This is a genomic window from bacterium, assembly GCA_030655055.1.
Classification (GTDB): Bacteria; Edwardsbacteria; AC1; order AC1; family EtOH8; genus UBA5202.
The window spans coordinates 1-26,242 of record JAURWH010000176.1; the positions used below are offsets into that span (position 1 = coordinate 1).

Below are 26,242 nucleotides of genomic sequence, written 5' to 3' on the forward strand. Positions count from 1 at the left end.
GCAGATGGACCGGATTTACGCAGATTTTATCCGATTATGTTCTTTTTCTTTTTTGTACCGCCAACTAAGAAAAAGAACCAAAAAGAAAAAAGCTCGTCGCTTAAAACTCTCCTGGCCACGCTTACGCCCTGCCTACGCATAGCTTCGGCGGGCAAGCAGGGCTTCAGCGGGCCCGCGCTGCGCTTCTCGTTGCCGGCGGGCTTGTCTGAACTCGGGCTTTGACCAGCCCTCAAACAGGCGCAGACAAGCTTTTAACCGCCGTCAACTGCGATGCTCACTGATCATTTTAACGCGACATGCCGGGTTTGGTACTAAGTGTTTACCCAGTTTCCGGAGCTAATTAGGTAAGCATTTTACATAGATTTAATCAGCATCAAATGGACCATGCACCGTGCCGGAATACATTCTACATAAAGATCAAGAGTGGGCTCTTGCAACAGCCGGGGGGAAAGGCGCCAGCCTGCAGCGGCTGCTCCGGGCGGGCTTCAAAGTCCCCCCTTTTTTTTGCATCTCCACCGCAGCCTATGACAGGTTCATGGCGGAAAACGGGATCAAGGAGCTGACAGCTTCCATCAACCCCGAGGAAGCCGGGACAGCCATTGGGAACAAGATACTGAACTCCCCCTTTCCCGCAGCCATCCATGATGGAATATCCCTGGGTCTGGCCGGTCTGGCAAAGCAGGTCCCGGCGGAGCGATTCCTGGCCGTGCGTTCTTCGGCCACCTGCGAAGACCTGCCAAAACATTCCTTTGCCGGCCAGCACGATTCATTCCTTGGTGTGACAACCGAGTCCGGGGTGCTGGAGGCCGTCAAAAAATGCTGGGCTTCACTCTGGTCCGTCAGGGCGGCGGCTTACCGGCAGGCCGGCGGAATAGACGGAGCCGGGGCCGGCATGGCGGTGCTGGTTCAGCTGATGGTCAAGGCCCAAAGCGCAGGGGTGATATTCACCGCCGACCCGGTCAGCGGCCGAACAGACCAGATGCTGGTCAACGCCGCCAAAGGCCTGGGCGACAAATTGGTTTCGGGCCTGATCTCGCCGGACGAGTATTCAATCGACAAAACCGATGGCCGGATCACACAGCGCTTGTCCGGCAAGGCTTCCGTGCTGTCAGGTGAACAGATCAAAGAGCTGGCCGCTCTGGCCCGGCAGATCGAAGCCCTGTTCAGCGCGCCCCAGGACATAGAATGGGCCTATGACGGAAAACAGTTCTGGATACTGCAGTCCCGGCCCATCACTGCAGTCTCGTCCCCGCCTGCCATGCCGGATGTGCAGTGGGGAAACCCGGTCAACCAAAAGCTGGCGCAGGGCCGGGTCATCTTCTGGTCCAACTGGAACACCCGGGAGAACATGGCCTATCCCCTAAAGCCCCTGGCCTGGTCGTTCTTCAACGACCTGCTGGTCCCGGTGATAGGGGATGTGCTGTACGGGGCCAAGCCCGGCTCGGTCCTTTCCCAATACAGCCAGTTCGTGGACCTGGTCAACGGCCGGGCCTACTGGAACATGTCGATGCTGGCCGGGCACCCCATTGCCGGGCGGATGATAATGCCGCACCTGGACAAGCTGGACCAGGAAGCGGCCACGGCCTTTTCCGAACTGCAAAAGCGCGGTGAATTTGTCCCGGTCAAGATACCGCTGCCCCGGCATCAGTTGATCCTTCCGCTGATAAAGGGTTTTGTAACCTTCATTTCATTTCCCTGGCTGGCCTCGCCCCGATGGATAGAAAAACGCTGTCAAAGGTTCCTGGTCCAGGTGCGGGATTATGTGGAACTTCCCCTGGAGAAGATGTCCACAGAACAGATGCTGGACGAGGCCCGGCGTTATGGGGACATCATCGCCCGGTTCGCCTTTCCCCTGCTGGTGGTGGCCAGCAAATCCTTGGTGGGACTTTGGGTGATAGATAGGCTGATAAAAAAATGGCCGGACCTGAAAAGCGGCGGCCTGCTGGCCGGGATCCCCGGCAACAAGACCACCGAAACGGCCCTGGAGCTTTACAAAATTTCTTTGGCACCGGAAGAGGTAAAGAAATGTTTTGCCCGCTCCGAGTTCGTCACTATTCAGGACGTGCACCGGGTCCGCCGGGAACTTGACCAAAGCCAGGCCGGCCGGGAGTTCCTGAAAAAGACAGCCGCCTTTCTGGAGGAATACGGCCACCGGGGCTCCAAGGACCTGGATGCAGGCCACCCCAGCTGGAAGGAGGATCCCACCTACATCTTTGCCATGCTCAAGGGTTACATGGGCCTGGGGCCGGAGGACCACAATCCCCTGGAGCAATTCCAGCGGGCGGTGGCCGGGCGGCTGGTGCTGGAGGCGGAGATCCGCTCCCGGCTGTCCCCTTTCAAGCGCCGGGTGTTTGACTGGGCGCTGAAGATGGTGCACGATTTCCTGCCTTGGCGGGAGAACGAAAAATTCTACGGGGTCAAGGTGTTTCCCGGCAGCCGCCGGATAATCGCCGAGATCGGCCGGCGCTACCTGCAGGCCGGGCTGATCGCAGAACCGGAGGACATATTCTTCCTGACCATACCGGAGATCGAGCAGCAGGAGAGGGGACGGGCACTGGATGCCGCCCAAATGAGTGAACTGATAACCGGGCGCAAGGCCCGCTGGCAGAAACAGACAGACAGCCCGGGCGAGTTCATAATCCGCAGCGACGGAATAAGGGTATTTGGATTGACAACCCCGGCAAAAGAAGGTAAAATATTAAAGGGAGTGGCGGCCTCGGGCGGCCTGGTCACCGGCATTGCCCGGATCATCCGGGACCCTTTGCAGGCCCACAGATTCCGGAAAGGCGAGATCCTGGTGGCGCCCTTTACCGAGCCGGGCTGGGCCCCGCTGTTCCTGTTGTCCAAAGCCCTGGTGATGGAAGTGGGCGGAAGCATCTGCCACGGGGCCATAGTGGCCAGGGAGTACGGGATACCGGCGGTGGTGGGGGCTAAAGGGGCGACCAAGATGATAAAGGACGGCGATATGATCACGGTGGACGGGGATGCGGGAACTGTGACAAAGATAGATTAAACAGGGTCTTCTAATAAATCATGTTAATCCGCTTACGCTTTATTTTCTGGCTTCTTCAATCGCCATAGCTTCAGCGGAGGCGCTCCTGTCAAAGAATATAAATATCATATAGAGGAATCATCATGCAAACATCACAGATCGATCACATCGGCATCGCGGTCAAGAACATTGAGGAAGCCGCCAAACTATACCAGGACTTAGGGCTCAGCGTACAGGGGACAGAAGTGGTGGAAAGTCAAAAGGTCAAAGTGGCCTTCATCGGCATCGGACAGAGCCGGATAGAACTGCTGGAGTCCACAGCCCCTGACGGCAACATCGCCAAGTTCATCGAATCCAAGGGCGAGGGCATCCATCACCTGGCGGTGAAAGTAGACAACATCGAAAAGGCACTGGAAGAGTTGACGGCCAAGGGATACCAGCTGATAGACAAGACCCCGCGGATCGGCGCCGGCGGCCACAAGATAGCCTTCCTGCATCCCAAGTCAACCAAGGGCGTGCTGCTGGAACTCTCTCAAAGCCATTAACAATTAACAATGGGCATTGAACAGTGAACAGTGAACAGTGAACAGTAGCTGTTTACTTAACTCAACCCCCAATCATCAAATCCCAATCAGCCAGTCCCTATCGTATGCATCCGCTTCAAAAAATATCCATGTACTTCCGTGACAACAGAAAACAGGCCTCCCAGGTCTTTGCCTTTCTGGGATTCGGCCTGTACATGCTTGTTTCGTTCGTAATGAGGGGAAACGGGATTTACGGGGCCTATTCCTTTTTTTCGGTGGTGCTTCCCCTGCTGGGGCTGGCGCTGGGCGTTCTGATCTTTACTTTGGGGTTTGAACTGCTGCGACAGAAGAACCTGATGGAGAACATCCCCCGCTCCAAGGCCCGCTCGGCCGCCATGGGTCTGGCCGAGGTCCAGGGCAAAGCGGCGCCCTACGTCTGGCTTAAAAGCCCGCTGACACTTACCGAGTGCCTCTACTACAAATTCCTGGTGGAAAAATACGAGCAGGAAGGCAAGAACAGCCGCTGGAAGGTGGTCAACGAAGGCAGTTCCACCCATTTCTTCTACGTGGAGGACGAGACCGGAAAGATACTGGTGGACCCGGTGGATGCCGAACTGCACCTGGCCTCGGATTACAAATACACCGGAACCGACATCATCTCCAGCGGCAAGGCCCATACCTACAGCACCCCGTCCATCTTCGGCGGCCAGAGGATGCGCTACACCGAGTGGTACATAGTCCCCAACGACACCGTTTACGCCATCGGCACCGTCAAAAAGTGGAAGAGCGCCTTTGACGACCACAAATTCAAGGTGGCGGAAAAGCTGAAGGCCATCAAGGAGGACAAGGAACGGCTGAAGAAGTTCGACCTGGACGGCAACGGTCAGATAGACTGCGACGAGTGGGAGATGGCCCGCCAGCAGGCCGAGCAGGACCTGTTGAAGGAACAGCTGGAAAAGCCCCAGCAGATGGAGGATGACGTGGTGATTAGCCGGGACCCGTCCAACAACATCATGATAATATCCGACCAGGACGAGCGCCAGGTGATCAAGAACAAAACCATACAGGCCGGGCTATCCTTTGTCTCCGGCGGCGGATTGATAGTCTGGATGGCCTACCTGCTGCTGAAGAATATCGTTCATTGATCATTTCAACAAGATCCAAAGGCATTTAAAAATATAAACCTTTATTAAGGAGACCAAAATGATAGTTGTGTTCCTGCTGCTGGTCATCATCGGGCTGCTGCTGGTGGGCGTCATCGGCTACCTGATCAGCATCTACAACCAGCTGATCCAGGTTAAGGTCAACATCGACAAGGCCTGGGGCAACATCGAGGTGATGGAGAAACAGCGCTTTGACGAGATCCCCAAGCTGGTCAAGATTTGCGAGGGCTACATGCAGTACGAAAAGGAGACCCTGCAGAAGGTGACCGAGGCCCGCACCAAATTCATGGAAGCCAAGACCCCGGCCGGCATGGCCCAGGCCAGCTCGGACATGGCCGGAGCGCTAAAGACCCTGTTCGCGGTGGCCGAGAACTATCCCCAGCTTAAGGCCGACCAGAACTTCGTCCACCTGCAGGGCCGGGTGACCGCGCTGGAGAACCAGATCGCCGACCGCCGGGAGTTCTACAACGAGTCGGTGGCCATCTTCAACACCCGGATCCGCCAGTTCCCGGATATGATCGTGGCCAACATGATGGGCTACATGGAGCGCGAGATGTACAAGGTGGCCGAGGCCGAGAAGAAGTCCCCGGACATCAGTTTTAACATGCCCAAATAGCTTGACACCGGGCGCATCGCTGATATATAATTAAAGTTGGTCATGCAATAAGGTTTTGAAAAAAGCCACCCAGACCGGAGCTTCCGGTGTGGGTGGCTTCGTTTTTTATGACCCCTCTCCGTAACCTCTCCCCTGGCAGGAGAGAGGTGGGTTAAAGTTCAAAAGAAGATGAAAAACACTAAAACGGCCCTGCTGGTGATAGACTGCCAGAATTATTTCTTCGATCCGGCTTCGCCGGCCTATCTCCCGGCGTCCAAGAGGATCCTGCCGCGGGTGAACAAGCTTATTGCTTTGGCTAAAGATCAGGATTGGCCGGTGGTGTTCACCGTCCATGGGCCGTCGTACAGTCCCGGGAACCTGATGCTGGCCCAATGGCGTCATTTGCCCGCGGGCAGGCAGTGTGAGCTTCACCAAGACTTGAAGGTTCCGGGCAAGGCAAAGATCATTCACAAACAGCATTACTCGGCCTTCATTGGAACGGGGCTGGAAAAGTATCTGAAAAAGCGGGGCATTGGCCGGGTGGTGCTTTGCGGAGCCATGACCCATCTCTGCGTGGACACCACCGCCCGCCACGCCTTTATGCTGGGGTTCCAGCCAGTGATCGTCCGGGATGCCTGCTGTTCCAAGAGTGCTGCCCTGCACAAGGCGGCCCTGCTGGCGTTGAAGCACGGCTTTGCGAAGATAACCATGGCACCTACCACGGAAACACGGAATTCGGAATCAATAAATAGATTAAAGAATTCAGTGGTTCATCCATTCAGTGTTTCTGTGGTAAAGGGAAATTCATGAAACCATACGACCTCATCATAATCGGCGGGGGGCCGGCCGGGATCGGCGCGGCCCTGCAGGCCGGGCGCGAGGGGCGCAAAGTGCTGCTGGCCGAAAAGGACATTCTGGGCGGCAGGCTTAACCATGCCTTTCTGGTTAAGAACTTTCCCCTATCCGGGCCAAAAGGCTGTTCCGGGAAAACATTGATCCGTGGACTGGTGGAACAGTTGAAGGCCCTTGATATCGGCACGATCCAAGGCACTTGCCAGGCAATAGATCATAAGGGCGTCTGTTTTGTCTCTTTGATCAACGGCCGAAATCACAAATCACAGGCGGTCATCCTGGCCGGTGGCCTGGAACCAAAGAAGCTACTCGTCCCCGGCGCCGGGGAAGCCTTTGAACAGCAGCGCTTGGTTTGTTACTGGGACGATCTTCCTTGGCCACTCAAAGACAAGAGCATAGCAGTTATCGGCGGCGGCGAGGTGGCGCTGGACCAGGCTTGCAGTCTGGCTGACAAGGGAGCCAAGGCCACGGTGCTGGTCCGGAGAAACAAAGTGAAAGCCTATCCGGGTTTGATCAAACTGGCGGAAGGTCTGGGAGTGAAAATAAAATATTGTTTTGCAATAGAACGGATCTCTCTCAACGGGCCGGAGCTGGTTCTCCATGGTTCAGAAAACAGGGACTTTAAATGCGCCAGGGCCGTGGTGGCCATAGGTTCATCTGTACCAAGGACAATTATCTCTAGTCAAGCAAAAAAGCACATGAACAAAGGGCTGTATTTGGCCGGGGATCTGGCGGACAAGAACAATAAGCAAGCAGCCATAGCCTTTGGCAGCGGGGTAAAAGCAGCTGGTCTTGCTCTTGCTCCCTCTCCTGATTTATCAGGAGAGGGCCGGGGTGAGGTCAAAAGGAGAAAATGAACATTCTTCAAGTAACCGGCAAACCGGAACTGGCGAGGGTCTACGTGGCCAGCCTTCGAAACGACCCAGCTAATCTGGTTGAATTTGTAGACGCCTGTTCTCCCGCACTGGGCGACAGGCGCAAGAAATGGGTGATCATCATTTCCACCCAGCTGGGCTGTCCGGTGAACTGCGTGATGTGCGATGCCGGGGGCGGATTCAGTGGCAACTTGAGTTCAGCAGAAATGCTGGGGCAGGTTAAAAGAGTGATAGCGGACAACGGCCTGGACCCCAACGCCTGCGCCAAGTTCAAGGTTCAGTTCGCCCGGATGGGCGAGCCGGCCTTGAACCCCCAGGTGATCACCGCGCTGAGGGATCTGTCGGCCCTGTATCCCGGGGTCATTCCCTGCATCGCCACCATCGGGCCTAAGGATTCCAGCCGTTGGTTCAGCGAACTCCTGATAGTGAGGGACCTGTTCCACGACTTCCAGTTGCAGTTCTCGGTCAATTCAACCGATGAGGCTTTGCGCGATGTGATCATGCCCTATCCCAAGCGGTCTTTGAGCCAACTGGCTGATTACGGCCAAAAGTTTTACCGGCCGGGCCAGCGCAAGGCGGTGCTGAACTTTGCTCTGCAGCCCCAATGGCAGGTGGATGCGGTAACGCTGCGCAAAATGTTCGATCCAAAATATTTTGCGGTCAAGCTGACCCCCACCAACCCCACCGCGACCGGCAGGGAGAATGGTCTGGACCTGAACGAGGACTTGGACGCGATAAATGGTAAGATGGAGGGAAAAGCCCGGGATTTGGAGCGGCAGGGGTTTTTGGTGATCAGGTCCATCGGTCAGTTGGAGGAAAACAGGATAGGAAGCAACTGCGGCCAGGCGGTGAAGAGTTTTGTGGACTGCATGGCCGTATAGCAAGAAGCCCCCCGCCTTCGGCGGGGGGCTTCTTGCTTGTTGGAACAAAATATCATTAAACTCATCCCCCGCCCCTTCTCTTGACAAGAGAAGGGGACCAAGGGGTTGAGTTCACCTCTAAAACATTTACAACAAAGGAGGTTGGTTAAAACCCTCCTCTTAGCACTTCTTTCAACAATCCCTTTTTGCCCACCCCGTATATGGCGCAGCCTTGGGCCCGGCCTTCATATGCGTCCAGCGGTACATACACGATCTGTCCGGGCTTAAAGGCTTTCCAGTCCGGAGGTTCGATCTCGGATTCGCTGACTGCCGGGACCAGCTGGTCAAAAGGGTTGCGCAGTTGCCGGGTCACGGAGATAATATATCGTAAGTACTGCTCCTCGTCTTCGGAGTTGCTGGGTTTCAGGCTGACCGGGTAATAATCGGTTTCCACCGCCATCTGATCCAGGGCCACCCGCAGCTGCCGCATGTTGTTCTTGACGATGGACTCCCGGGCCAGGTTCACCTGCATGGTGTACAGCCGGTATTGGGGAATGATGATGAAGAGGCTGCTGATGGCCAGGGCCGCAATGATCAGCAGACAGCCCAGGCCCTGCCCCGGCCGGTAGAGCTGTTGCCAGAGGCTCTTTTTGTTTAGCTCGGGTAAAAGGCCGGTGCATTGGGTGCAGCGCTTGGCTGCGGGGTCGTTTAATGTGCCGCAGTGAGGGCAGTACATATGTTCAAGTCAATATGATTGCTGTTTTGGCGTTAATAAAACATAGAGGTGTGAGCAGTTGCTATAAAACAGGGCGTTTTACTTGTGTTAGGCGCAGTGTTCCGTGTCCCTTTTAAGTATAACTAATGAAATCCTGTCATCAACTTCAGATATACAAATGGTTTCTTTTCTTAGTGTATCTATTGCTTTTGCGTGGGCAGAATCGTTCGCCCACCCAGTAAAAGAATAGGATCTTTTCTCCAAGTAGTCTATAGCTCGGTTGACAGCTACTTTCTTTTTCCACAGCCATTTGTTTTCAAAGGAAACAAAATATCCTTTTTGCCTGAAGTAATCAATTACTTCTTTTGTGGTCGTTGCACCAATTTGCGGGAAAATAGTGCCATATTCCTTACACAGAGTTTTATAATTTTCATTTAATACTGATATTTCCTGGCCCATACCTGTATGCAATAAAATAATTGGACCTTTAGTTACTCTTGAAATTTCGTCACAAGCTTTTTGCCATTCACTAACAAAATAGAAAAGGTGTGTAGCTATGGTTGCGTCAAAGGAAAGGTTGTCGAAAGGAACACAAGAAACATCTCCGATTTTATAATCAAGGCCAGTTATGTTGTCTTTCTTAATTCTTTGTGACAAGTTATTCAACATTATCTCAGAAATGTCTATTCCTGTTACTTTATATCCTAATCTAACCAATGGAATTGCTATACGTCCGTTTCCAATACCTGGTTCAAACATTTTAGGATAACTGATTGGAGGTACGATGGACTTTATTGCATTCAGTGCTTTAAGAAAGCACGGCATGTCAAAATCTCTAGTTTCATCATAGTGAGTAACTAAGTGGTCGAAAGACAGTGATTTCAATATATTCCGCTCCTTCCTATATGCCATATTGCAACAAGCTATTGGGTTTGCGTGCCTGTGCTGGGAATTAACTTTACATATAAAACGGGGACTGTTTGAAAACCAAAACCCCCGCAACTGCGGGGGTTTTAAACATGCTCGGCGGTGAATTTTCCCTGGGTCCACGAAAGCAGATTTCCCAGCGCCGCCTCGTCGTTGTTCCCGTCCAGGTTCCAGGCGCTTATCCGGGAGTCGTTAATCTCCAGCAGACCCCGGTGCCCGTCGCCGGAGTCCATCTCCACGTAGCCGCTCCAGTTGCCGATGAAGAACATGTCCAATAAACTGAAGACCGAGATGATGGACAGGTCGCCGGTGAACTTCTTGGCCTTCTGGGCGAAAAGGCTCTTGGCCTGCTCGGCCAGCTTCAGCCGCATGTCTATTGCTTTGATCAGGTCCTGGCGGCTGCAGGGCTTGGTGATATACTTGGAGGCTCCCAGCAGATAGCCCTGGATGCGGTTCTCCATGCCGGTCTTGGCGGTCAGGAAAATGAACGGAGTGCCCCGCATGCCGGGTATCTCCTTGACCTTCTGGCATAGCTCATACCCGTCCATCTTGGGCATCATAACGTCCGAGAGGATCAGATCAGGAGTGTTCTGCTTGGCCAGTTCAAAGGCCTCGGCGCCGTCGTTGGCGGTAAAGACCTCGTAACCGTTCTTCTTAAGCTCGAACTCCATTATTTTGACGATGTTGACCTCGTCATCGGCCACTAGTATTTTATATACCGGCATGCGATTAGTATAAGCTAAACCCTGTATTGATGTCAATACCTTTTTATATCCCGTCCAGGTTTATCCGGATGGCCGACCTTACCTTGGGTTCGGGGCAATCCTCATTGCCGTCCGGCAGGCAGATCTCTATCACCGTGACCGTCTCCACCGAGGAGGGGCTGGCCTGCGAAGAAGTCTGAGAAACCGGGGCCGGAGCCGGGGTTGAAGCCGGTTTGACCGGGGCCTGTACTGCGGCAGGTTTTGCGGCCAGGTCTTTTTTGTCTGCTATCCCGGCAGAGCCAACCGCCTGGGGGCTGCGGGAGGCTGCCAGACCCATGCTCCTGGCCCGCTTGGCCGGGGCCGCGGCAGGAGCTTCTTTTTCCATGGAGACATCGGCCAGCTCCATCTCCGGGGCGGCCTCCATCTTCCGGGTTTCTTGGGCAGGTGTCTCTTCACCCGTCTCTTCGGCGGGAGCTTCGGCCAGGTTCAATTCCGGAGAGGCTTCCAGGCTTTTTGAACTCTGGGCCGGGGCCTGATCCTTTGCCTCATCCGCAGGGGTTGGTTGGGATATGGCCGGGGCTTCCAGCAAAACTGTTCTTTGTTCTTCCGGAACGGAGCGGTACAGGCGGGGTTTGGTCAGATCGCCGGAGACCAGCACTATGGCCAGGCTGGCCAGAGCGGCGGCGGCCGTGATCCAGCCCCAGCTGAATCTTTTGGTTTCTTTCTGAGGAGCCAGTTTTTGCCGGGCGATGCGGTTGGCCACGGCCGAGCCAAAGGTCTGGAAATAGCCCTCGGGCGCTGAAACGAGTTCAGCCTTCTGGACGGCTTGGTCCATCAGGGTCAGCTCGGTCAGAACGGCTTGGCAGGCGGCGCATTGCTTTAGGTGCTGTTCGACCTCCCGGCGTTCGGTCTCCGTCAGCTGGCCGTCGTAGTAGGCGCCGATCTGCTCCGGCGTGAATTTATGTTGGTCTGATTTTTTCATTTTCTTTATTGTTGGGGTGGGTCTAAGACCCACCCGTACTTATAATATCTCCTTCAAATTTTTTCCCAGCGCCAACCGGGCCCGGGACAGCCGCGACATTACGGTTCCGATCGGTATCTTAAGGGCCTGGCCGATCTCCTGGTACGAGAGGTCCTTGTCCACCCTCAGCTGAACCACCATTCTCTGGTCCATCGGCAGTTTGTCTATCTCTTTTCTTATTTTCCTGCAGGCATCATCACCGGCAAATAGTTCGGCCGGGTCCGGGCCGGGATGCTCAAAAGCTTCGTCCAAAGGCGCCTGGCGCTTCTGTTTTTTCAGCTGGTCGTAGCACAAATTAAGGCAGATCCGCAGCAGCCAGGTGTAAAACTTGTAATTTTGGTCGTATTGCTTTAGGGCAAAATAGGCTTTGACGAAGGTTTCCTGGGCGGCCTCGTCGGCTTGGTCGTGGTCCCGCAGGATGCGGGCGGCCGAAGAGTAAACCGCCTTCTGGTAACGGGTTACCAACAGGTTAAAGGCCAGGTTGTCGCCGGCCAGGGTCTGTTCTATAAGCGCTTGATCGGTTTGCTGTTCCAAGTATATACTTTCAAAAGGCTTGGTTTATTCCACTTTACCGGGGATAGCCACCAAGGCACAAAGGCACCAACTCAAACTGTAATTTATATCCTTAGTGTCTTGGTGTCTTTGTGGCAAAACACTTTCTTAAAACTATAATTTATAGTATAATACAAAGGCCACCGCAATTCAAGCAAATAATAAAGGAAGAAACATGGCCCGGATAAAGATAGACCTTCCCCAAAAATTCAGCTTCGAAACAGAGCTGCCGGTGCGGATCACCGACATCAACTACGGCGGGCACCTGGGCAACGACGCACTGCTGGGGCTGATCCACGAGGTCCGGCTGAGGTTTCTTAAAAGCATGGGTTACAGCGAGCATGATGTCGAAGGCGCGGGGATCATCATGTCCGACGCGGCCATCGTCTACCAGGTCGAGTGCTTCTATGGCGATGTGCTGAAGTTCCAGGTAACCGCCGGGGACTTTTCCCGGGCCGGCTGCGACATCTTTTACCAGGCCACCAACGCCAAGACGGGAGGACCCGTGGCCGAGGCCAAGACCGGGATAGTGTTCTATGATTACCAGAACAAGAAAGTATTGCCGGTGCCGGAGGGGTTTAGGAAGAGGTTTGAGTGACCGCCCCCTCTTTCCCCCTCCGTTGCGGAGGGGGATGCTCGCCCCTTCCCTTGCGGGGAAGGGGGAGGCGATGCACTGAGAAAGACCACCTTGATATGCTCATGAAGTGGGTTAGGTCGAAAAAGACGGAACTTAGTTCATTAAGTTCCGTCTTTTTCTCTTTCAACCTTCCACAAATTTCACCCAAACCTCCCGTTTCCTGGGCCCGTCGAACTCGCAGAAATACAGTCCCTGCCAGGTTCCCAGGGCCAACCGGCCGTCTTTTACTATCAGTGTCTGGGCGCAGCCCATCAGGCTGGACTTGATATGGGCGGCCGAGTTGCCCTCGGTGTGGGCATAGTTGTCGTCCCAGGGGAATCTCTTGTCCAAAGAGGCCAGAATGTCCCGGACCACGTCGGGGTCTGCGTTCTCGTTGACGGTCAGCCCGGCGGTGGTGTGGGGTACCCAGACCAGGGCCAGTCCGTCTTTGACCTTTTCCCTGGAAATTATCTCCTGCACCCGATCGGTGATGTCCAAAAACTGGGAGCGGGAACCGGTGGAAAGGCTTATTTTATGCAGTTTATCCACGTTCTATCGTTTCAGTCTTATTTAACGGGCGTTTTCAAAGCTCATAATGTGCCAAGCCGCTAATGCCAAGGCTCCGCCGTTGAAGAGCAGAAGATGAACTTCGTTGCGCAGCAAAATGAACATGACGAAGCCGAAGATCCCGGGGATGGAGGCCAGGGCCACTGAAATTATCTGCATCGGTTTGACCACCGCCGGAATGGCCGGCTCCGGCAATTGCCCCGGGATGGGCCTGGGCCGGCCGGCCAGGGAGGCGAATTTGAAGGAAAGACCCGCCACCACCAGAGAGACCAGAGTAAAAACGGTCGTTATGATCTCCTCCGGGGCCCCGGTGACCGGCTGGCCAAAAGCTCCCTGCAGGTTCAGGAAATAGGCGATGCCGGCCAGGAACAGAGGCTCAGCGGCTACGGCCCAAAGGATGATCTTGTTGATCTGGGGGTTTGGGGTTGTTTGTTGCACGGCCTATTCCTCCCCTTTTAACGGTTCATATATTTCCAGGGCTTTCAGGGTTATCTCGTATTTGATCCCGGAACGCTGGGATATCCTTTGGGCCCATTCTTCCAGGGAGTTCAAGCCCGGCTCGAAGGCCCTGCCTTCTGCATCACTGACGAAGCTTTGCTTTTCGGAATACTCCCAGTGCACCCGTTTTGTTCCCTGCCAAATGCGGCATTCGCACAAGGCGTCATGCAGGTTGTTCTGGGTGGCTTCGGCCCGGGCCGTCAGATCGGCCTCCTCCAGGGGCGTCAAATTGAAAGCCTGCCGGCTGACATGGCCGCCGGGCCGCAGGTACTGGATATCCAGAATGTTCCCCGAGATGCGGGGCTTTATTTTTGCCCCGGGGAAAAGCCCTTCCATCTCAACATCCTCCCGGTATTCGGGATGGGCGGGGTCGGCCAACAGGGGAACCAGCCACTGGTCGCCCAGGTCGCAAAAATACCTGTAACCCCGGCCATCCTGCGCCATCAGGGCGGCATGGTCATGGTCGGTGCCCACGGCCCAGCAGGCAATGCCGTTCTTTTGGAACTCGTCCCTCAGCCAAAAAGCCAGGTCAAAACAGTTGCCCGAGGTGCCGTAGCGCTGCCGGTGCTCCTTCATCAGCTCCAAAGGCCGCTGCCGGGACCGCCCCGGCGGGACCTGGTGGTAATACCAGGCCTTGGTGAGGGTCTCCAGGGGGAAATCATCGAACCGGGACCAGACCCCCAGTATTTCACGGCTGATGTTCATTTAAACCTTCGCAGTACCGGCGTTCCCAGGTCCATGTGATCTTTAAGATACCGGAAGTAACCCTCCACCGTGAACCAGCCTTCCCTGCCATAGCCCTCAAGGGCCTTCTCGATATGGAACTCCTGGGCCGGCATGTAGCTGAAGCCCAGCAGATACAGCTTTTGTCCGGCAGAACTCCGGCAGACATTCATCACCACAGAAACGTGGCCCACCCCGCCCCGCTCGTTCTGGACCACCATGTCGCCGGGGGCCAGGGCGGAGGTGTCGACAACGGCGCAGCCTTTTTTAAGGGAATGGGAGTTGCTGTTGGCAAAGGCCCGGCGCAGGAAATTGAGGTAGCTCAGCCGGGAGGTCTTATAGTTCTGGCGCCTGCCGTTATAGTCGAACAGGTAGAGCTTATCCAATTTGTTGGTATCTTTATGATACTCGGCCCACAGCCGCATGGCGTAATCGGCGCACTGCTCCAGGTCGCCGGTGAACAAAAGGGGCAGGTCCAGTACCGTGTAAACGCTGTATGACCCGGCCGGGACCCTGCGTCCGGCATGGTCCACTATCTCCAAGCTGTTCTTCAGCGGCCGGCGGGTGAGCCACTGGCTGTAGCTGCCTGCGGGAGACTCCACCGCCTGGTAGCCTGCGGGAACGGGGATTTCATCGACCAGCTTCGGCTGTTGGGCGAAGGCCAGCAAAGGCAAGACTAAAAGTATGAATATATTTTTCAGCATTTTGTGTTTCTGTGGTATATCTGTTCCGGCGGGGGGAAGCCTGTTACTGTGTGTTCTTGCCAACCGGGGCGTTTTTGGGCGGACGGGTGATCAGGTACATCGGCAGGAAGAAGATCAGCACCAGGAACACCAGCATGGCCCAGAGGACCGGCACCCAGGGCGCACGGTAGCGCTGTCTGGCATCGTAATACACCCAGAAACAGACCGGCACCAGGATGGCCATGGCGATCACGGTGATCACCGGGTCCTGCTGGGCGAAGGGCGAACCCTGGGAAAGATTGAGGCTGTTGTCTAAATTTACGCGCATACTGATTGAAATCCTAAATTCTAAACACTAAGTCCTATGACTTAGTGTTTGTTTTATGGTTGGTGTTAAATACTGATGCCGAATTTGAGAAGTTCATTCCTAAAGCTCATTCCCGGCCGGTAAAGCAGGGCATTAATGCCGCAGAGCCGGGCCGCCTCCACGAAAGCGGGTTCGTCGTCAACATAAAGCACGGCATCCGCCGGCATTCCTATCTCCGCCAGCGCCCGTTGGTAGATCTCCCGGTCCGGCTTGGCAATTCCCATCTGGTAAGAGGCAAAAACCTGGTTGAACCGGGAGACCACGGGGAAATTGGCCAGGATGTACTCAAAATGCAGGATGTCGGTGTTGGTCAGCAGATAAACCGGGTAATTTTTGCAGAGCTCCGGCAGAACGCCGGCCACGTCAAGATTCTCGCTGAAAATATCGCTCCAGATCGGGTGGAAATCGTCGAAGCTGATCTTCAGGTTGAACCTGTCCTTAATAAGTCCGAAGAATTCTTCCCCGGTCATCTGTCCGCTGTTGAAGCGATCCTTAAGGCTTCCGAAGATGAAGGACTCAACCTCTTTTTCACCGCATCCCGATATCCTTGCTATCTCCCTTGCACTGCGGCCGTGGTCGTAATTTAGTACCACCTTGCCCAGGTCCAAAATAAGGGCTTGGATCCCAGCCATGCCGCTTATCTTCCCCCGCCGGCGCAGGCGCAGGCGCAACCGGCGCAGGCGCAGGCACAGGCGCAGCCCCCGCCTCCGCTGGACCTGCCGCTGCCGGAGCTGACCGGGATGGGGTTGGTCTTGTCGGTGATCTTGCCGGTGAAGGTGTCCACCTTGCCCACCAGCCCGGCGGCAAAGCCCTCCATGCCGGTGGTCATCCTATTGGCGAAATCCGCGCCGGGCAGTTTGGGCATCTCAATACTCGGCCCTTTTCCCATCGAGCCCCCGCCGCCGGTGGTGGTATGACCGCCGCCGTAGCCCCAGCGGCCCCACCAGTGGGGAAGGAATACATCGCCCGTGCCGTAATGACTGCGCATCCGGTCGTTGTAAGCGGGGTCCATGCTCATCCAGTCAAACTGCTCCTCCAGCTCTTTGGTCTTAAGCTCCGGGGTCTGGGCCGCGGTGACCTGCTGCCAGGCCTGGCTGACGATGCTTTTGTAATAGGCGATGGTCTCCTTGCGGGAGAAACCCTTCATCTTGGCGTTGGTCTCTTTGATAAAGTCGATCATCAGGGCCTGCAGCTTGGCTTCGGGAGCCAGGCCCTGCTTGTCCAGGGAAGCCAGGAATGTTTTTTCGTAGGGCTGGTCGGCCGGAACCGCATCCAGCACCTTGAACTTTAACTGGGGCGAGCGGCTGGAAACTTCCAGCGCTCCTTTCTTGATCAGCCCGAACAGGATCATGGTCAGAACCTTGTCCAGCGGCATTTCCAGCAGCAGGCCGGCCTCGGGCGCGGTCAGGCCCCGCTTGATGCCCACGCCCTCCACCGAGACCTCGGGCGGCAGGTATTTCATCTTACGCTTGCGCGCATTCCTGATGCCGAAGAAGATTATGGCCCCGAAGATCCAGAAGACAAGGTTGTTCAACACGAACTTGATGATGGTCCACAGGAACCCGAAGAGCCCGCCGATGATCCGGAAAAGCAGGGGAGCCGGTTTGGTGACCGCCCCGGGGCTGACGTATCTGGCCGGGAAGGAGGCCCCAAAGGTGTACTGCTCATCGGGGTTGGCGGTTTCCATCACCCAGCGGTAGACCGGGGTGTTGTCCACGGTATCGTACCAGGCTTCGGTGAACTCATTTTCATGGTAGCGCGGCTCGTCCGCCTGTACGCCGGGCGGGAAGACGAAGTTGCATTCCAGGTAGGTGCTGCCGGAGACATATTCCGAGCCGTACCAGGTGGGCGAGAACTTGAAGGAGGCATAGGTCTCGTCTTTGGAATCCTGGTTCAGCATGCTGGTCAGGTGCACCCAGAACTCCAGCGTTCCGGAATCACCGGGGGCGATGGACATCTCGTCCAGGTGGACCTCCACCCCGTAGGGCTTGACATACTCCGAGACCCGGATGTCGGTGAGCATGGCCTCGCCGACCTTGGCCCGGGCCGATTCCAGCTGGTAGCTGCCGTTGGGAAGTCCGATGTCCACGATGTCTATGGCCTGGCCTTCGGGCAGGCAGGTGAAGGTCAGCGAGTAATACAGGTCGGCCTGGCCCGAGGGGTTGATGGTCACCCAGGAGACATTGCGGGGCAGTTCAAAGCGGTAGTCGGCCAGGGCGGTTGAGCCGAGGGCCAGAAGGAGGCTTAGGGCCAGGAAATATGTTTTGTGTTTCATCTTTACTTCTTTATTCTATTGTTCCAAACGATTATAAAATAACCAATAAAATAATACTCTATGGAACCAACAATAGCATAGATAAAATATGACAAATAGTAATTGGTATGCATAAAGCCTGAATTAAAATATGAAAGTAACCATAATAAACTATAGACCAAAGATATCGGGAAATCTATTACAAAAATAACATACGGTGGTGCCCAACCTTGTTTGATGTCTTTAAATATTTCAAGTGCTAATAGAATTACAAAAGCAAGATGCAATAAACTAAGAATTACACCAAATAGTTTTGGATTTTTTTGTTTGAATAGTTTTATAAACAGGTATGAAAGTGTAAATAGTAGTAATAAAACGATAACAGGAAATAAATAACTTTCCATGAAACTGATCTCCCTTAATTGGCATTTTTAATGCGCAACAAAAAACCATCTATTCCACAATCATCTTAATATATGTAAAATCAATTGTCAAGAAAATTTGAAACAAAAGACGGCGCCCCTGCGTATTCAATCTAAACACAGCAAAAAAAACCGCCAAAAGAGGGGAAAAACATGAATTTTTCATCGTTAAAAACCAGGATCGGCCAAATGCCGTATATGGTAACCATCCTGGTATTTTTATGGACCGCCTTGGCCCGTGCGGCCGGACCGGAGGTCCAGATCAGGAACACCGGGGATTTCAGCAAACTGCATTTCGATGGGGCCTATACCGTCTTCGTTGAACAGGGTCAAACCTGCTCGGTCAAGATAGAGGCCGAGCCCAAACTGCTGGCCAAGGTTACCACCGAGGTCAAGAACGGCGCTCTTAAAGTGGACACCAAAGGCCACGGATGGTTCGGTTCCTGTCATAACGACCGGGAAGACGTCAAGGTCTATATCACGGTCAAGGACTTGAAAGCCATTAACATAGACGGGTCGGCCGACATCACCGGCAAGGGAAAGTTCGTCAGCGATACCATGGAACTTTCGATCTCCGGATCCGGGGACATCATCCTGGAGCTGGAAACCAAAGTGCTGGAAACCGCCATCTCCGGCGCGGGAGATATCAAGCTTACCGGCATGGCCAAAACCTTCAGCGCCGCCATCGCCGGAGCGGGAGATATCAAGGCCTTGGACCTGATCTCGGAAAAGTGCCATGTCTCCATCGCCGGCTCGGGTGACTGCCAGGTGAACGCGTCACAGGAATTGGAGATCAGCATCGCCGGCAGCGGGGACGTCAGCTACAAGGGCAACCCGGCCAAGATCAGCAACAGCGTCAGCGGGTCGGGGGAAGTGAGGAAACTGGAATAAAAGGCAGAATGAAAAAGAGGCAGGTTCGTTGAACCTGCCTCTTTTCTTTTGGCGGGGGCTTCGATACGGGCTTACGCCCACTCAGCCCCCGATGGCTTATTGTTTTGGTGTTGGATGATCGTCTGAGGTGGGGCTTCGATACGGGTTTACACCCACTCAGCCCCCGATGGCTTATTGTTTTGGTGTTGGCGTGATTGTCTGAGGTGGGGCTTCGGTACGGGCTTACGCCCTACTCAGCCCCCGATGCAACCTTGTTCCAAAGGTGGCTGAGTAGCCGCACAGTGGCGGCGTATCGAAGCCACCTGCTTAAAACTTCTTTCTGAATATCTTTTTTGCTAATTTGGGCAAATCTTCAATAGTTCCTTTTATCAACGCACTTTTCTTTGCCCTGGTCCATCCCTGAATTTGTTTCTCCCGATAAAAGGCGGTAGCTACCCAATGGTATTCCTCGTAGTATATTAATGTGACGGGCAAACGTGTCTTAGTATGGTTCGCGCCCAGGCCGTTCTGGTGTTCCTTTAGGCGCTTTTCCAAAGAGACTGTACTGCCCGTATAATAGCTGCCATCGGCGCATTCTAAAATATACATGTAAGGCATTTGGATTCTTTGGTTGGTAGCCGGGGGCTTCGGTACGGGCTTACGCCCTACTCAGCCCCCGACCGCTTTTTGTTTTGGTGTTGGAGTGATCATCTGAGGTAGGGCTTCGATACGGCCTTACGCCCTACTCAGCCCCCGATGGCTTATTGTTTTAGTGTTGGAGTGATCATCTGAGCTGGGGGCTTCGGTACGGCCTTACGCCCTACTCAACCCCCGTTTGGAACTGTGGAGGTGTCTGAGTGACCGCCCAAGGCGGTTGTACCGAAGACACCTATATCACTCCCCGATTATCTTCACTAGCACCCTCTTCTTCCTCCTTCCGTCGAACTCGCCGTAGAAGATCTGCTCCCACGGCCCGAAGTCCAGCCTACCCTTGGTCACGGCCGCCACTATCTCCCGGCCCATCACCTGCCGCTTAAGGTGGGCGTCGCCGTTGTCCTCGCCGGTCCGGTTATGCAGGTACTGGGAGACCGGCTCGTGCGGAGCCAGTTTCTCCAGCCATTTCTCGTAGTCCTGGTGCAGGCCGCCCTCGTCGTCGTTGATGAACACGCTGGCAGTGATGTGCATGGCGTTGACCAGGCACAGACCCTCGCCAATGCCGCTGTCTTTTAAGCATTTCTCCACCTGGGGCGTGATATTGATGAATCCCCGGCGGTCTGGCAGGTTGAACCAAAGTTCCTGGCGGTAGGATTTCATTTGCAATCCTTCATAAAATACGTTGGTCCATATTAAAACCCATTACTCATATTTTGTCAAGAGTAATTAACAAAATGTTGTAGAAGCTAATTATTTAGGTGGGACAAAAATTTGCCCAACAGTGCAAATTTTGCACATAACAAATTATAGCATGAAGCTAACAATGCGTATTGGAAACAACATCGATAGGCAATAAGTTGAAATACAACCCATTACCACTACTTAAGATTTTATGACATAATTGGCATGATTAATGCATTACTATTTATATGAAATTATAAAAGAGGATTTATCATGAAGAGCATTGTAAAAATGCTTGCGGTAATGGCACTGGCACTGCTGGCTGAACAAGCCTATGCCATACCGGCCAACCCCCGTCCCAGAATGCTCACCCAGCCTGACGGCAGTAAAATTTCCGCCGTTCTAAAAGGCGATGAACATTTTCATTTTGCGGAGGACGCGGATGGTTATTCCATCATCCAGGACCAGAACGGCTGGTGGACCTTTGCCCGTCAGGAGAACGGTCTGCTGGTGGCGAGCGCATACAAAGCGGGGCAGTCATACTGCCCCTATTCCCGGTACTTGCGGCCCAACGCCGAGGCTGTGGCGTCCCTGTCCCAAAATGCCAATAAGATGATCAATGTTCCGGCGGAAACCAGGCACAAATGGTCAACGGATTTCCTATACGGGGCCGGGCGCACCAAGGAAAATCCCTCCAAGGCCGCCAGCGGTCGGCAGTATATGAACATCGTCCTGGGGGATTTTTCGGACAGCACATTTGCCTGGTATGCCGGAACCCAAAAGGCAGGGCAAAATCCCTACACCCCGTTTCCTTACGACCACAGCGCCGCCAACAACCACGCCCTGGCCACCGCCAAATGGTTCAACTTTTTGGCCTACGGAGATTCCATCTCTCCCTACGTTCCCGACTCGTCGATAGTCGGTTCCATGAGCAACTTCTACTATGATTTTAGCATGCGCAAGGTTTGGTGGTTCGGCACGGTTTCTCCGCTGATTGCAACCGGAGTCACCCGGCTGGCCGGCGTTAACGCCGACGCCCCGTCTTCCACCTATTATAATGCCGCCTTAAGCGGCGCCGATGCCCCGGTTGATTACGACAACGACAACAACGGCGTGGCCGACGGTCTGATCCTGGTTCACCCCGGCCCGGGGCAGGAAGAGTCCGCCGACACCAAAGACATCTGGTCCATGTCCATGACCGGAAGCTTTGGCACTTATGACGGGGTTACCATCACCAAAATGATCACCTGCCCCCAGAACGGGCAGCTGGGCGTGTTCTGCCACGAGATGTTCCACCAGATCGGCGGACCGGACCTGTACGACTATGGTTACTCCGGGACCCCCTGGGGGGCATGGTCCTTAATGGACATGGGCTCTTACAACGGCGCCAACGGCGGCGATAAACCGGCCTTCCCCGGCGGCCACCTGCAGTATGACGTGGACGGCCATATCGAGACCGGTGTTGATGGTTGGCTGACAGCCGGAGCGGCCGGAAACAGCGATTCCATCTCCAGCCTTTACCGCGGCGACGGCCAGTATACCATCGCCCCGCTTGACTCGGCCGGCGAAGCCCGCCGGGGCAATGTCACCAGCGGCGTCCGCCTGTGGCGCATCCGCAACAATGCCTTCCGCGATTCCGCCCAGGTCTTTTTTGTGGAACTGCGCAACCGCACTCCTTTCTACGAAGACGGCCTGCCCGAGAGCGGTCTGATCATCACTCATCTGGATACCCGTATGGGCGGAGCTGCCAGGTTTAACGACGGCCCACCCTGCGCCAAGTACTATTATTCCTGGGTGGAACAGCCCGGGGTCGATCCCAATCTATTTTATGCCGCCGGAGATTCAACTTTCCCCCGGGATTGGATGGTGCGAAACGCAGCGTACTCGGCCGAGGACATCAACCCCGCCGGATATGACGAAACCACCATAGATTCGCTGACCGTTCCCAACTGTCTGGCAAATGCAGGCTTGGTTGGCGGAACAGCCGCCAGAAACGGCCCCTGGATATACGACGTTTCCAAGGAAGGACCCACCATGACCTTTAAGGTGGCCCGGACCGGCTTGGCGGCGGCCACTCCGCTGGTGGGCTATCAGTCTTCGTTGGTGCTGGACCCGCCAATGCTTTACACCGCCAATAATAACAACGGTGTTATGGATCCCTGGGAATATGATACCGTTAAGGTGACCCTTCGTAATGCCGGTGCGGCCATCTCCGCCGGAGCGGCCTGCTCATTATATGTGGTAAACGGCGAGCAGTGGGCCTCCATCACCAACCCCGGCTGGAAAGCCTTGGGTGCAGGAGCCCTAGCCACTGATGCAAGTGTTCAGAGCCTGGGCTATGGGGTGACCATCTACAAGGATGCCCCCAAGTTCTACGACGTAACCTTTGCGATCAAATTCAGGAGTACCACCCCCGCGTATACTACCACCAGCTATTTCACCCTGAGGATCAGCGATTTGAGGGTGGTCAAAACTTACGACTTTCAGAACCTTCGGGTGGGTGGAACCACCTACGACTGGCGGATAATGCCCAACTCGGTGGCGGTATTGGGAGATACGGTGTTCGTCAGCAATGCCAACCTGGACCATGCCACCTTTGCCACCCGGCTTTATGCGATAGGCAAGAACACCGCCAATAACCCCCTGCTGCCAGCCGACACCATTCGTTCCTTCAACAACCGGGGTCCGGTCCATGTGGCCACCAAATACGCCGGAGGCATCAGCATAGACAACTCCGGCAGTTTCTGGATCTCCCTGCAGGATTCAATTTACTGCACCAACCGTTCCACGGCCGTCAGCAGCTATTTCAGGGCTCCCAATGTCTCCTGGGGCGGCACCCCGATGAAGCGCATTCGGGGGGTGGCCTTTGGTCCCGGAATAATTGACACCGTAGGCCCGGACCCTATGCCCGGGGACTCGCTATGGGTCTACTGGCAGAACTTTGACGCCTACTCGGAATCGCTGTTTGTGATCAGCAAACCGGCCACGGGCACTGCGGTCAAGCGAATGGGTTTCAGCTGGGATGAGGACGTTTACGGAGCAGAGGTGAATACCGAAAACGGAATGGGCGAATGGTGGAACGGCCGGGCATTGGAATATGACGGCTCTAGCCTCTGGACCTCATCGGCCTTTATGAACATCCTGATCCGCCGGAATCCGGCAACCGGAGAAATGATTGACATGATGACCGGCCCGGCCCTAAACGGCAGTTATGGCACTTACGGCATGGCAATGGAGGCCACCAACGCCTATGGAATTCCCTATGCCCCGGTGGGTACCATACCATACGCACCAGGAGCCGCCGGCAACAAGTTCTATCTGTACTGTGCTACCATGGACGAGGGCAAAGTATACAAGGTTGACGTCACCGGACTGGTTTTGCCCACCCCGCCGGACAGCACCATGGTGTCAGCCCTGTCTGCCACCAAAAACAGGATCAAATGGTATAAGAACAATGTTGACAGGCAGAAGGTCCATCGGTACAGCATTTACAAGCAGGTGCTGGGCTCCACCACGCCCCCGACCGCAGCCGATCTGCTGTCCACGGTAAACCATCGTTACGGATTTGGCATCGTGGACAGCTTTATTGACAACAACGCCAAGGGCGGCAAGGCCGCCTGGCTCTATACCGTAACCGCCGATAACTATTACGGAAGCGGGGCCTGGGGGGCTACGGGGATTACCGCTGAATACGAAACAGAGGCATCCGGCCCATCCAATTACCTTTTGATGCAGAACTATCCCAACCCGGTCAGCCACGGCGCTACCAAGATCGCCTTTGCCCTTAAGGCCCCCGGCAAGGTCAGTCTGGTGGTCTACAATGTGCTGGGCGAGCGGGTGAAGACCCTGGCCAGCGATACCCGCAAGGCCGGTTTCTACAGCGTCAACTGGAACGGTGCTGGCGACAACGGCCGGCAGGTGTCCAACGGCATCTATTTCTACAAGCTGGTCGCGGGAGAGTTTGAAGACGTGAAAAAGCTGGTCATCCTTAAATAAGAAAACAGGGATCAGGCAAACGGCCCTTTCTGGGACCAGGAAAGGGCCGGTTTCGTTTTGGCAAATATATTCTGCAGTCTATTGACAAATCCGGTCGTTTTGTATATAATAGGACTAATTAAGTCTTATTAAGTAAAAAGGATTTTATGCTTCTGACCAAGCGCAACGAATACGCCCTGCAGGCCATGATCATTATGGCCCGGCAGAAAGAGGGCGAACTTGTACCGGCTTCGGCCCTGGCCCAACGGATAAAGACCACTCCGGCCTTCATGTCCAAGATAGCCCAGCAACTATCCGGGGCCGGGCTTGTGAAGTCTCGAAAGGGGAAGAACGGGGGTCTGTTCCTGGGCCGGCCGGCCCAAAAGATACTGGTCAAACAGATCTTCGCGGCGGTGGACGGGACGCTTTTGGTAAGCGCCTGCCTGAATGAAGGGCGCTGCCGGCACCATGTCTGTCCGATATATCCCGCCCTGACCAAATTGCAGAAAGACCTGGACAACCGGCTGAACTCGGCCAAACTGTCAACATTTGTTTGAACCCTCCTTAAACGGGCGATTCGTGAATCGCCCCTACGACATACAAACAGGTTGCTGAAATGAAACGCAAGATAGTCCAGATAGACCAGGAAAAATGCAACGGCTGCGGAGAATGCATCCCCAACTGCGCGGAGGGGGCGCTGAAGATCGTGGACGGCAAGGCCCGGCTGGTCAGCGACAAATACTGCGACGGGCTGGGGGCCTGCCTGGGACATTGTCCCCAGGATGCCATTCAGGTGGTCGAGCGTGAGGCCGAAAGCTTTGATGAGGAATCAGTAAAAGCGAACCCAGTAAGGGCAATTCATGAATTGCCCCGACATACCTGCCCCGGATCGCAGATCCGGCAGCAACTTCCATCCCAGGCAACTTCAAACGTTACAACTGTAAACTCTCAACTGGCTCATTGGCCCATCCAGCTGCATCTGGTGCCGGTCAACGCCTCGTTCTTCCAAAATGCCGATCTTCTTATCGCCGCCTCCTGCGTGCCTTTCTCCTATGGTGATTTCCACAATGTGATGCTGGCCGGCAAGGCGCTGATCATAGCCTGCCCAAAGCTGGACAAGACAGACCCGTACCTGGAAAAACTTACGGAGATCTTTCGGCAGAATGACATCAAGTCCGTCACCGTGGCCATCATGGAGGTGCCCTGCTGCCAGGGTTTGCTGCGGGTGGTGCGCCAGGCGCTGAAGGACTCGGGGAAGAGAATGTCCATTACTGTAGAAACCATCACGGTAAAGGGCGAAAGACTTTAACCTCAACCAAACAGTAATGGTAATTCGCTCGTCCGACGTACCTGCGAAAGGTGGCGTAGTCGGATGAATTGCCCCAACCAGAAAGGAAAAACCATGAAAAAGTACCGCTGCACGATCTGCGATTACATCTACGACCCGGCCGCCGGGGATCCTGATTCCGGCATTGCGCCGGGGACCCCGTTCGAGAAGATCCCGGACGACTGGGTCTGCCCCATCTGCCAGGTGGACAAAAGCAACTTTGAGCCGTTGGATTAAACCTGCCACCAAGACACAAAGACATAAAACGATATAAATAATACTCTTGGTGCCTTGGTGCCTTAGTGGCGAAATAATGGAGGTGCCCATGATAACCATTGAAACCCTGGACTTCAACACCACAGAGAAGGCCCGCAAGGGCGTGTTCAACCAGCCCCAGGCGCTGCTTAACTATCTCCACTTGAAACAGGGCCAGGAAGTGCCAAAGCATCTGGCCAACGCCGACATGGTCTATCTGATAGTGCTGCAGGGCGAAGGCGTTTTTAACTTTGAGGAAAAAGACCACGTCATCAAGCACGGCCAGCTGGCGGCAGTTACCCGGGGAACGCCGATGCACATCACCAACCAGAGACAGGAGGACTTAAGTTTCATCGTGATAAAGACACCCAATCCCGAAAACAAATAATGTATTTCTACGAAAAGCACTAAACATTAACAAAAGAAGAAGATAATGAAATTAGGCATCATCATCTACTCCCAGGATGCGGAAACCGTCTGGAACGCCTTCAGGCTGGGCGTTTACTCGCTGGGACAGGGCGACCAGGCCAGCGTCTTTCTGCTGGCCAAGGGTGTGGAGTGCCAGTCGTT

At 54.7% G+C, this 26,242-nt stretch carries 30 protein-coding genes; 15 read left to right on the top strand and 15 right to left on the bottom strand.

The genetic code is table 11. The annotated features are described in order from the left end of the window. The 8 genes from Q7U71_08315 to Q7U71_08350 form a co-directional block, all read left to right on the top strand. A partial coding sequence (locus Q7U71_08315) for a hypothetical protein (protein MDO9391762.1) occupies positions 1-222 on the top strand: 222 nt, incomplete at its 5' end. A gap of 169 nt (positions 223-391) precedes the next feature. Further along, positions 392-3,013: a PEP/pyruvate-binding domain-containing protein gene (locus Q7U71_08320; GenBank protein ID MDO9391763.1), complete on the top strand. Its 2,622-nt coding sequence runs from the start codon at positions 392-394 to the stop codon at positions 3,011-3,013. 122 nt (positions 3,014-3,135) lie between these two features. After that, positions 3,136-3,537, top strand: a complete 402-nt coding sequence (gene mce / locus Q7U71_08325) for a methylmalonyl-CoA epimerase (protein MDO9391764.1) — start codon at positions 3,136-3,138, stop codon at positions 3,535-3,537. Between the two features lie 104 nt (positions 3,538-3,641). Then, on the top strand, positions 3,642-4,661 hold the full coding sequence (locus Q7U71_08330; protein MDO9391765.1) for a GIDE domain-containing protein: 1,020 nt from the start codon (positions 3,642-3,644) through the stop codon (positions 4,659-4,661). 58 nt (positions 4,662-4,719) lie between these two features. Further along, positions 4,720-5,295 (top strand): LemA family protein, encoded by a 576-nt coding sequence (locus Q7U71_08335; protein MDO9391766.1) that lies wholly within the window; start codon positions 4,720-4,722, stop codon positions 5,293-5,295. A 168-nt stretch (positions 5,296-5,463) separates the two neighbouring features. After that, positions 5,464-6,084, top strand: coding sequence for an isochorismatase family cysteine hydrolase (locus tag Q7U71_08340; protein MDO9391767.1), 621 nt, complete (start codon positions 5,464-5,466; stop codon positions 6,082-6,084). Further along, positions 6,081-6,983, top strand: a complete 903-nt coding sequence (locus Q7U71_08345) for an NAD(P)/FAD-dependent oxidoreductase (protein ID MDO9391768.1) — start codon at positions 6,081-6,083, stop codon at positions 6,981-6,983. The genes Q7U71_08340 and Q7U71_08345 overlap by 4 nt, the downstream gene beginning before the upstream one ends. Continuing rightward, positions 6,980-7,882: a radical SAM protein gene (locus Q7U71_08350; GenBank protein MDO9391769.1), complete on the top strand. Its 903-nt coding sequence runs from the start codon at positions 6,980-6,982 to the stop codon at positions 7,880-7,882. The genes Q7U71_08345 and Q7U71_08350 overlap by 4 nt, the downstream gene beginning before the upstream one ends. Before the next feature lie 145 nt (positions 7,883-8,027). On the opposite strand, the gene Q7U71_08355 is transcribed toward Q7U71_08350, so the two are convergent. From Q7U71_08355 to Q7U71_08375, 5 genes are all read right to left on the bottom strand, one after another. After that, a complete protein-coding gene (locus Q7U71_08355; protein ID MDO9391770.1) occupies positions 8,028-8,597 on the bottom strand; it encodes a zinc ribbon domain-containing protein in 570 nt (189 codons plus the stop codon). A gap of 87 nt (positions 8,598-8,684) precedes the next feature. Further along, the gene (locus tag Q7U71_08360; GenBank protein ID MDO9391771.1) at positions 8,685-9,461 is read right to left on the bottom strand and encodes a class I SAM-dependent methyltransferase; all 777 of its coding nucleotides are present in this window, start codon (positions 9,459-9,461) and stop codon (positions 8,685-8,687) included. A 128-nt stretch (positions 9,462-9,589) separates the two neighbouring features. Beyond that, positions 9,590-10,228 carry a response regulator gene (locus tag Q7U71_08365; GenBank protein MDO9391772.1) on the bottom strand — a complete coding sequence of 213 codons (639 nt, stop codon included), beginning with the start codon at positions 10,226-10,228 and terminating at the stop codon, positions 9,590-9,592. 43 nt (positions 10,229-10,271) lie between these two features. Further along, entirely contained in the window at positions 10,272-11,189 is a 918-nt protein-coding gene (locus Q7U71_08370) for a zf-HC2 domain-containing protein (GenBank protein MDO9391773.1), read from the bottom strand. A gap of 39 nt (positions 11,190-11,228) precedes the next feature. Next, positions 11,229-11,762 carry a sigma-70 family RNA polymerase sigma factor gene (locus Q7U71_08375; GenBank protein MDO9391774.1) on the bottom strand — a complete coding sequence of 178 codons (534 nt, stop codon included), beginning with the start codon at positions 11,760-11,762 and terminating at the stop codon, positions 11,229-11,231. 193 nt (positions 11,763-11,955) lie between these two features. Between Q7U71_08375 and Q7U71_08380 the strand changes: the two genes are divergently transcribed. Continuing rightward, a complete protein-coding gene (locus tag Q7U71_08380; protein MDO9391775.1) occupies positions 11,956-12,378 on the top strand; it encodes a thioesterase family protein in 423 nt (140 codons plus the stop codon). 162 nt (positions 12,379-12,540) lie between these two features. Here Q7U71_08380 and Q7U71_08385 read toward each other — a convergent pair whose 3' ends face one another. The 8 genes from Q7U71_08385 to Q7U71_08420 form a co-directional block, all read right to left on the bottom strand. Further along, positions 12,541-12,936 (bottom strand): secondary thiamine-phosphate synthase enzyme YjbQ, encoded by a 396-nt coding sequence (locus tag Q7U71_08385; GenBank protein MDO9391776.1) that lies wholly within the window; start codon positions 12,934-12,936, stop codon positions 12,541-12,543. Between the two features lie 30 nt (positions 12,937-12,966). After that, positions 12,967-13,401, bottom strand: coding sequence for a hypothetical protein (locus Q7U71_08390; GenBank protein ID MDO9391777.1), 435 nt, complete (start codon positions 13,399-13,401; stop codon positions 12,967-12,969). A 3-nt stretch (positions 13,402-13,404) separates the two neighbouring features. Further along, the gene (locus tag Q7U71_08395) at positions 13,405-14,166 is read right to left on the bottom strand and encodes a hypothetical protein (GenBank protein MDO9391778.1); all 762 of its coding nucleotides are present in this window, start codon (positions 14,164-14,166) and stop codon (positions 13,405-13,407) included. Continuing rightward, positions 14,163-14,888 carry a DUF4846 domain-containing protein gene (locus tag Q7U71_08400; protein MDO9391779.1) on the bottom strand — a complete coding sequence of 242 codons (726 nt, stop codon included), beginning with the start codon at positions 14,886-14,888 and terminating at the stop codon, positions 14,163-14,165. Before Q7U71_08400 ends, Q7U71_08395 begins: the two co-directional genes overlap by 4 nt. A 43-nt stretch (positions 14,889-14,931) precedes the next feature. After that, positions 14,932-15,195: a hypothetical protein gene (locus Q7U71_08405; GenBank protein MDO9391780.1), complete on the bottom strand. Its 264-nt coding sequence runs from the start codon at positions 15,193-15,195 to the stop codon at positions 14,932-14,934. A 65-nt stretch (positions 15,196-15,260) separates the two neighbouring features. Then, positions 15,261-15,866 (bottom strand): HAD family phosphatase, encoded by a 606-nt coding sequence (locus Q7U71_08410; protein ID MDO9391781.1) that lies wholly within the window; start codon positions 15,864-15,866, stop codon positions 15,261-15,263. Between the two features lie 5 nt (positions 15,867-15,871). Continuing rightward, positions 15,872-17,509 carry a hypothetical protein gene (locus tag Q7U71_08415; protein MDO9391782.1) on the bottom strand — a complete coding sequence of 546 codons (1,638 nt, stop codon included), beginning with the start codon at positions 17,507-17,509 and terminating at the stop codon, positions 15,872-15,874. Positions 17,510-17,511: 2 nt separating this feature from the next. Continuing rightward, complete coding sequence (locus Q7U71_08420) at positions 17,512-17,892, bottom strand: hypothetical protein (GenBank protein MDO9391783.1); 381 nt, start codon at positions 17,890-17,892, stop codon at positions 17,512-17,514. A 171-nt stretch (positions 17,893-18,063) separates the two neighbouring features. Between Q7U71_08420 and Q7U71_08425 the strand changes: the two genes are divergently transcribed. Next, positions 18,064-18,801 carry a head GIN domain-containing protein gene (locus tag Q7U71_08425; protein ID MDO9391784.1) on the top strand — a complete coding sequence of 246 codons (738 nt, stop codon included), beginning with the start codon at positions 18,064-18,066 and terminating at the stop codon, positions 18,799-18,801. Between the two features lie 306 nt (positions 18,802-19,107). On the opposite strand, the gene Q7U71_08430 is transcribed toward Q7U71_08425, so the two are convergent. Further along, entirely contained in the window at positions 19,108-19,398 is a 291-nt protein-coding gene (locus tag Q7U71_08430) for a GIY-YIG nuclease family protein (protein MDO9391785.1), read from the bottom strand. 276 nt (positions 19,399-19,674) lie between these two features. Continuing rightward, positions 19,675-20,094 carry a secondary thiamine-phosphate synthase enzyme YjbQ gene (locus Q7U71_08435; protein MDO9391786.1) on the bottom strand — a complete coding sequence of 140 codons (420 nt, stop codon included), beginning with the start codon at positions 20,092-20,094 and terminating at the stop codon, positions 19,675-19,677. A 294-nt stretch (positions 20,095-20,388) separates the two neighbouring features. Here Q7U71_08435 and Q7U71_08440 point away from each other — a divergent pair, with 294 nt between their 5' ends. The 5 genes from Q7U71_08440 (at position 20,389) to Q7U71_08460 (ending at position 26,060) form a co-directional block, all read left to right on the top strand. Then, on the top strand, positions 20,389-24,111 hold the full coding sequence (locus Q7U71_08440) for an immune inhibitor A (protein MDO9391787.1): 3,723 nt from the start codon (positions 20,389-20,391) through the stop codon (positions 24,109-24,111). 146 nt (positions 24,112-24,257) lie between these two features. Next, positions 24,258-24,647 (top strand): Rrf2 family transcriptional regulator, encoded by a 390-nt coding sequence (locus Q7U71_08445; protein MDO9391788.1) that lies wholly within the window; start codon positions 24,258-24,260, stop codon positions 24,645-24,647. Positions 24,648-24,706: 59 nt separating this feature from the next. After that, positions 24,707-25,399, top strand: a complete 693-nt coding sequence (locus Q7U71_08450; GenBank protein ID MDO9391789.1) for a 4Fe-4S binding protein — start codon at positions 24,707-24,709, stop codon at positions 25,397-25,399. A gap of 93 nt (positions 25,400-25,492) precedes the next feature. Then, positions 25,493-25,654, top strand: a complete 162-nt coding sequence (locus Q7U71_08455; GenBank protein MDO9391790.1) for a rubredoxin — start codon at positions 25,493-25,495, stop codon at positions 25,652-25,654. Positions 25,655-25,742: 88 nt separating this feature from the next. After that, positions 25,743-26,060, top strand: coding sequence for a cupin domain-containing protein (locus Q7U71_08460; protein ID MDO9391791.1), 318 nt, complete (start codon positions 25,743-25,745; stop codon positions 26,058-26,060). The last annotated feature ends 182 nt before the right edge of the window (positions 26,061-26,242 follow it).

Excerpts from the sequence above, each read along its gene's own strand:
- Q7U71_08440 (MDO9391787.1), top strand. The coding sequence starts at position 20,389 with ATGAAGAGCATTGTAAAAATGCTTGCGGTAATGGCACTGGCACTGCTG.
- Q7U71_08410 (MDO9391781.1), bottom strand. The coding sequence starts at position 15,866 with ATGGCTGGGATCCAAGCCCTTATTTTGGACCTGGGCAAGGTGGTACTA.
- Q7U71_08415 (MDO9391782.1), bottom strand. The coding sequence starts at position 17,509 with ATGAAACACAAAACATATTTCCTGGCCCTAAGCCTCCTTCTGGCCCTC.
- Q7U71_08350 (MDO9391769.1), top strand. The coding sequence starts at position 6,980 with ATGAACATTCTTCAAGTAACCGGCAAACCGGAACTGGCGAGGGTCTAC.
- Q7U71_08430 (MDO9391785.1), bottom strand. The coding sequence starts at position 19,398 with ATGCCTTACATGTATATTTTAGAATGCGCCGATGGCAGCTATTATACG.
- Q7U71_08450 (MDO9391789.1), top strand. The coding sequence starts at position 24,707 with ATGAAACGCAAGATAGTCCAGATAGACCAGGAAAAATGCAACGGCTGC.
- Q7U71_08365 (MDO9391772.1), bottom strand. The coding sequence starts at position 10,228 with ATGCCGGTATATAAAATACTAGTGGCCGATGACGAGGTCAACATCGTC.
- Q7U71_08455 (MDO9391790.1), top strand. The coding sequence starts at position 25,493 with ATGAAAAAGTACCGCTGCACGATCTGCGATTACATCTACGACCCGGCC.
- Q7U71_08335 (MDO9391766.1), top strand. The coding sequence starts at position 4,720 with ATGATAGTTGTGTTCCTGCTGCTGGTCATCATCGGGCTGCTGCTGGTG.
- Q7U71_08370 (MDO9391773.1), bottom strand. The coding sequence starts at position 11,189 with ATGAAAAAATCAGACCAACATAAATTCACGCCGGAGCAGATCGGCGCC.
- Q7U71_08380 (MDO9391775.1), top strand. The coding sequence starts at position 11,956 with ATGGCCCGGATAAAGATAGACCTTCCCCAAAAATTCAGCTTCGAAACA.
- Q7U71_08340 (MDO9391767.1), top strand. The coding sequence starts at position 5,464 with ATGAAAAACACTAAAACGGCCCTGCTGGTGATAGACTGCCAGAATTAT.
- Q7U71_08345 (MDO9391768.1), top strand. The coding sequence starts at position 6,081 with ATGAAACCATACGACCTCATCATAATCGGCGGGGGGCCGGCCGGGATC.
- Q7U71_08420 (MDO9391783.1), bottom strand. The coding sequence starts at position 17,892 with ATGGAAAGTTATTTATTTCCTGTTATCGTTTTATTACTACTATTTACA.
- Q7U71_08395 (MDO9391778.1), bottom strand. The coding sequence starts at position 14,166 with ATGAACATCAGCCGTGAAATACTGGGGGTCTGGTCCCGGTTCGATGAT.
- Q7U71_08445 (MDO9391788.1), top strand. The coding sequence starts at position 24,258 with ATGCTTCTGACCAAGCGCAACGAATACGCCCTGCAGGCCATGATCATT.
- Q7U71_08355 (MDO9391770.1), bottom strand. The coding sequence starts at position 8,597 with ATGTACTGCCCTCACTGCGGCACATTAAACGACCCCGCAGCCAAGCGC.
- Q7U71_08405 (MDO9391780.1), bottom strand. The coding sequence starts at position 15,195 with ATGCGCGTAAATTTAGACAACAGCCTCAATCTTTCCCAGGGTTCGCCC.
- Q7U71_08425 (MDO9391784.1), top strand. The coding sequence starts at position 18,064 with ATGAATTTTTCATCGTTAAAAACCAGGATCGGCCAAATGCCGTATATG.
- Q7U71_08435 (MDO9391786.1), bottom strand. The coding sequence starts at position 20,094 with ATGAAATCCTACCGCCAGGAACTTTGGTTCAACCTGCCAGACCGCCGG.
- mce (MDO9391764.1), top strand. The coding sequence starts at position 3,136 with ATGCAAACATCACAGATCGATCACATCGGCATCGCGGTCAAGAACATT.
- Q7U71_08460 (MDO9391791.1), top strand. The coding sequence starts at position 25,743 with ATGATAACCATTGAAACCCTGGACTTCAACACCACAGAGAAGGCCCGC.
- Q7U71_08330 (MDO9391765.1), top strand. The coding sequence starts at position 3,642 with ATGCATCCGCTTCAAAAAATATCCATGTACTTCCGTGACAACAGAAAA.
- Q7U71_08400 (MDO9391779.1), bottom strand. The coding sequence starts at position 14,888 with ATGCTGAAAAATATATTCATACTTTTAGTCTTGCCTTTGCTGGCCTTC.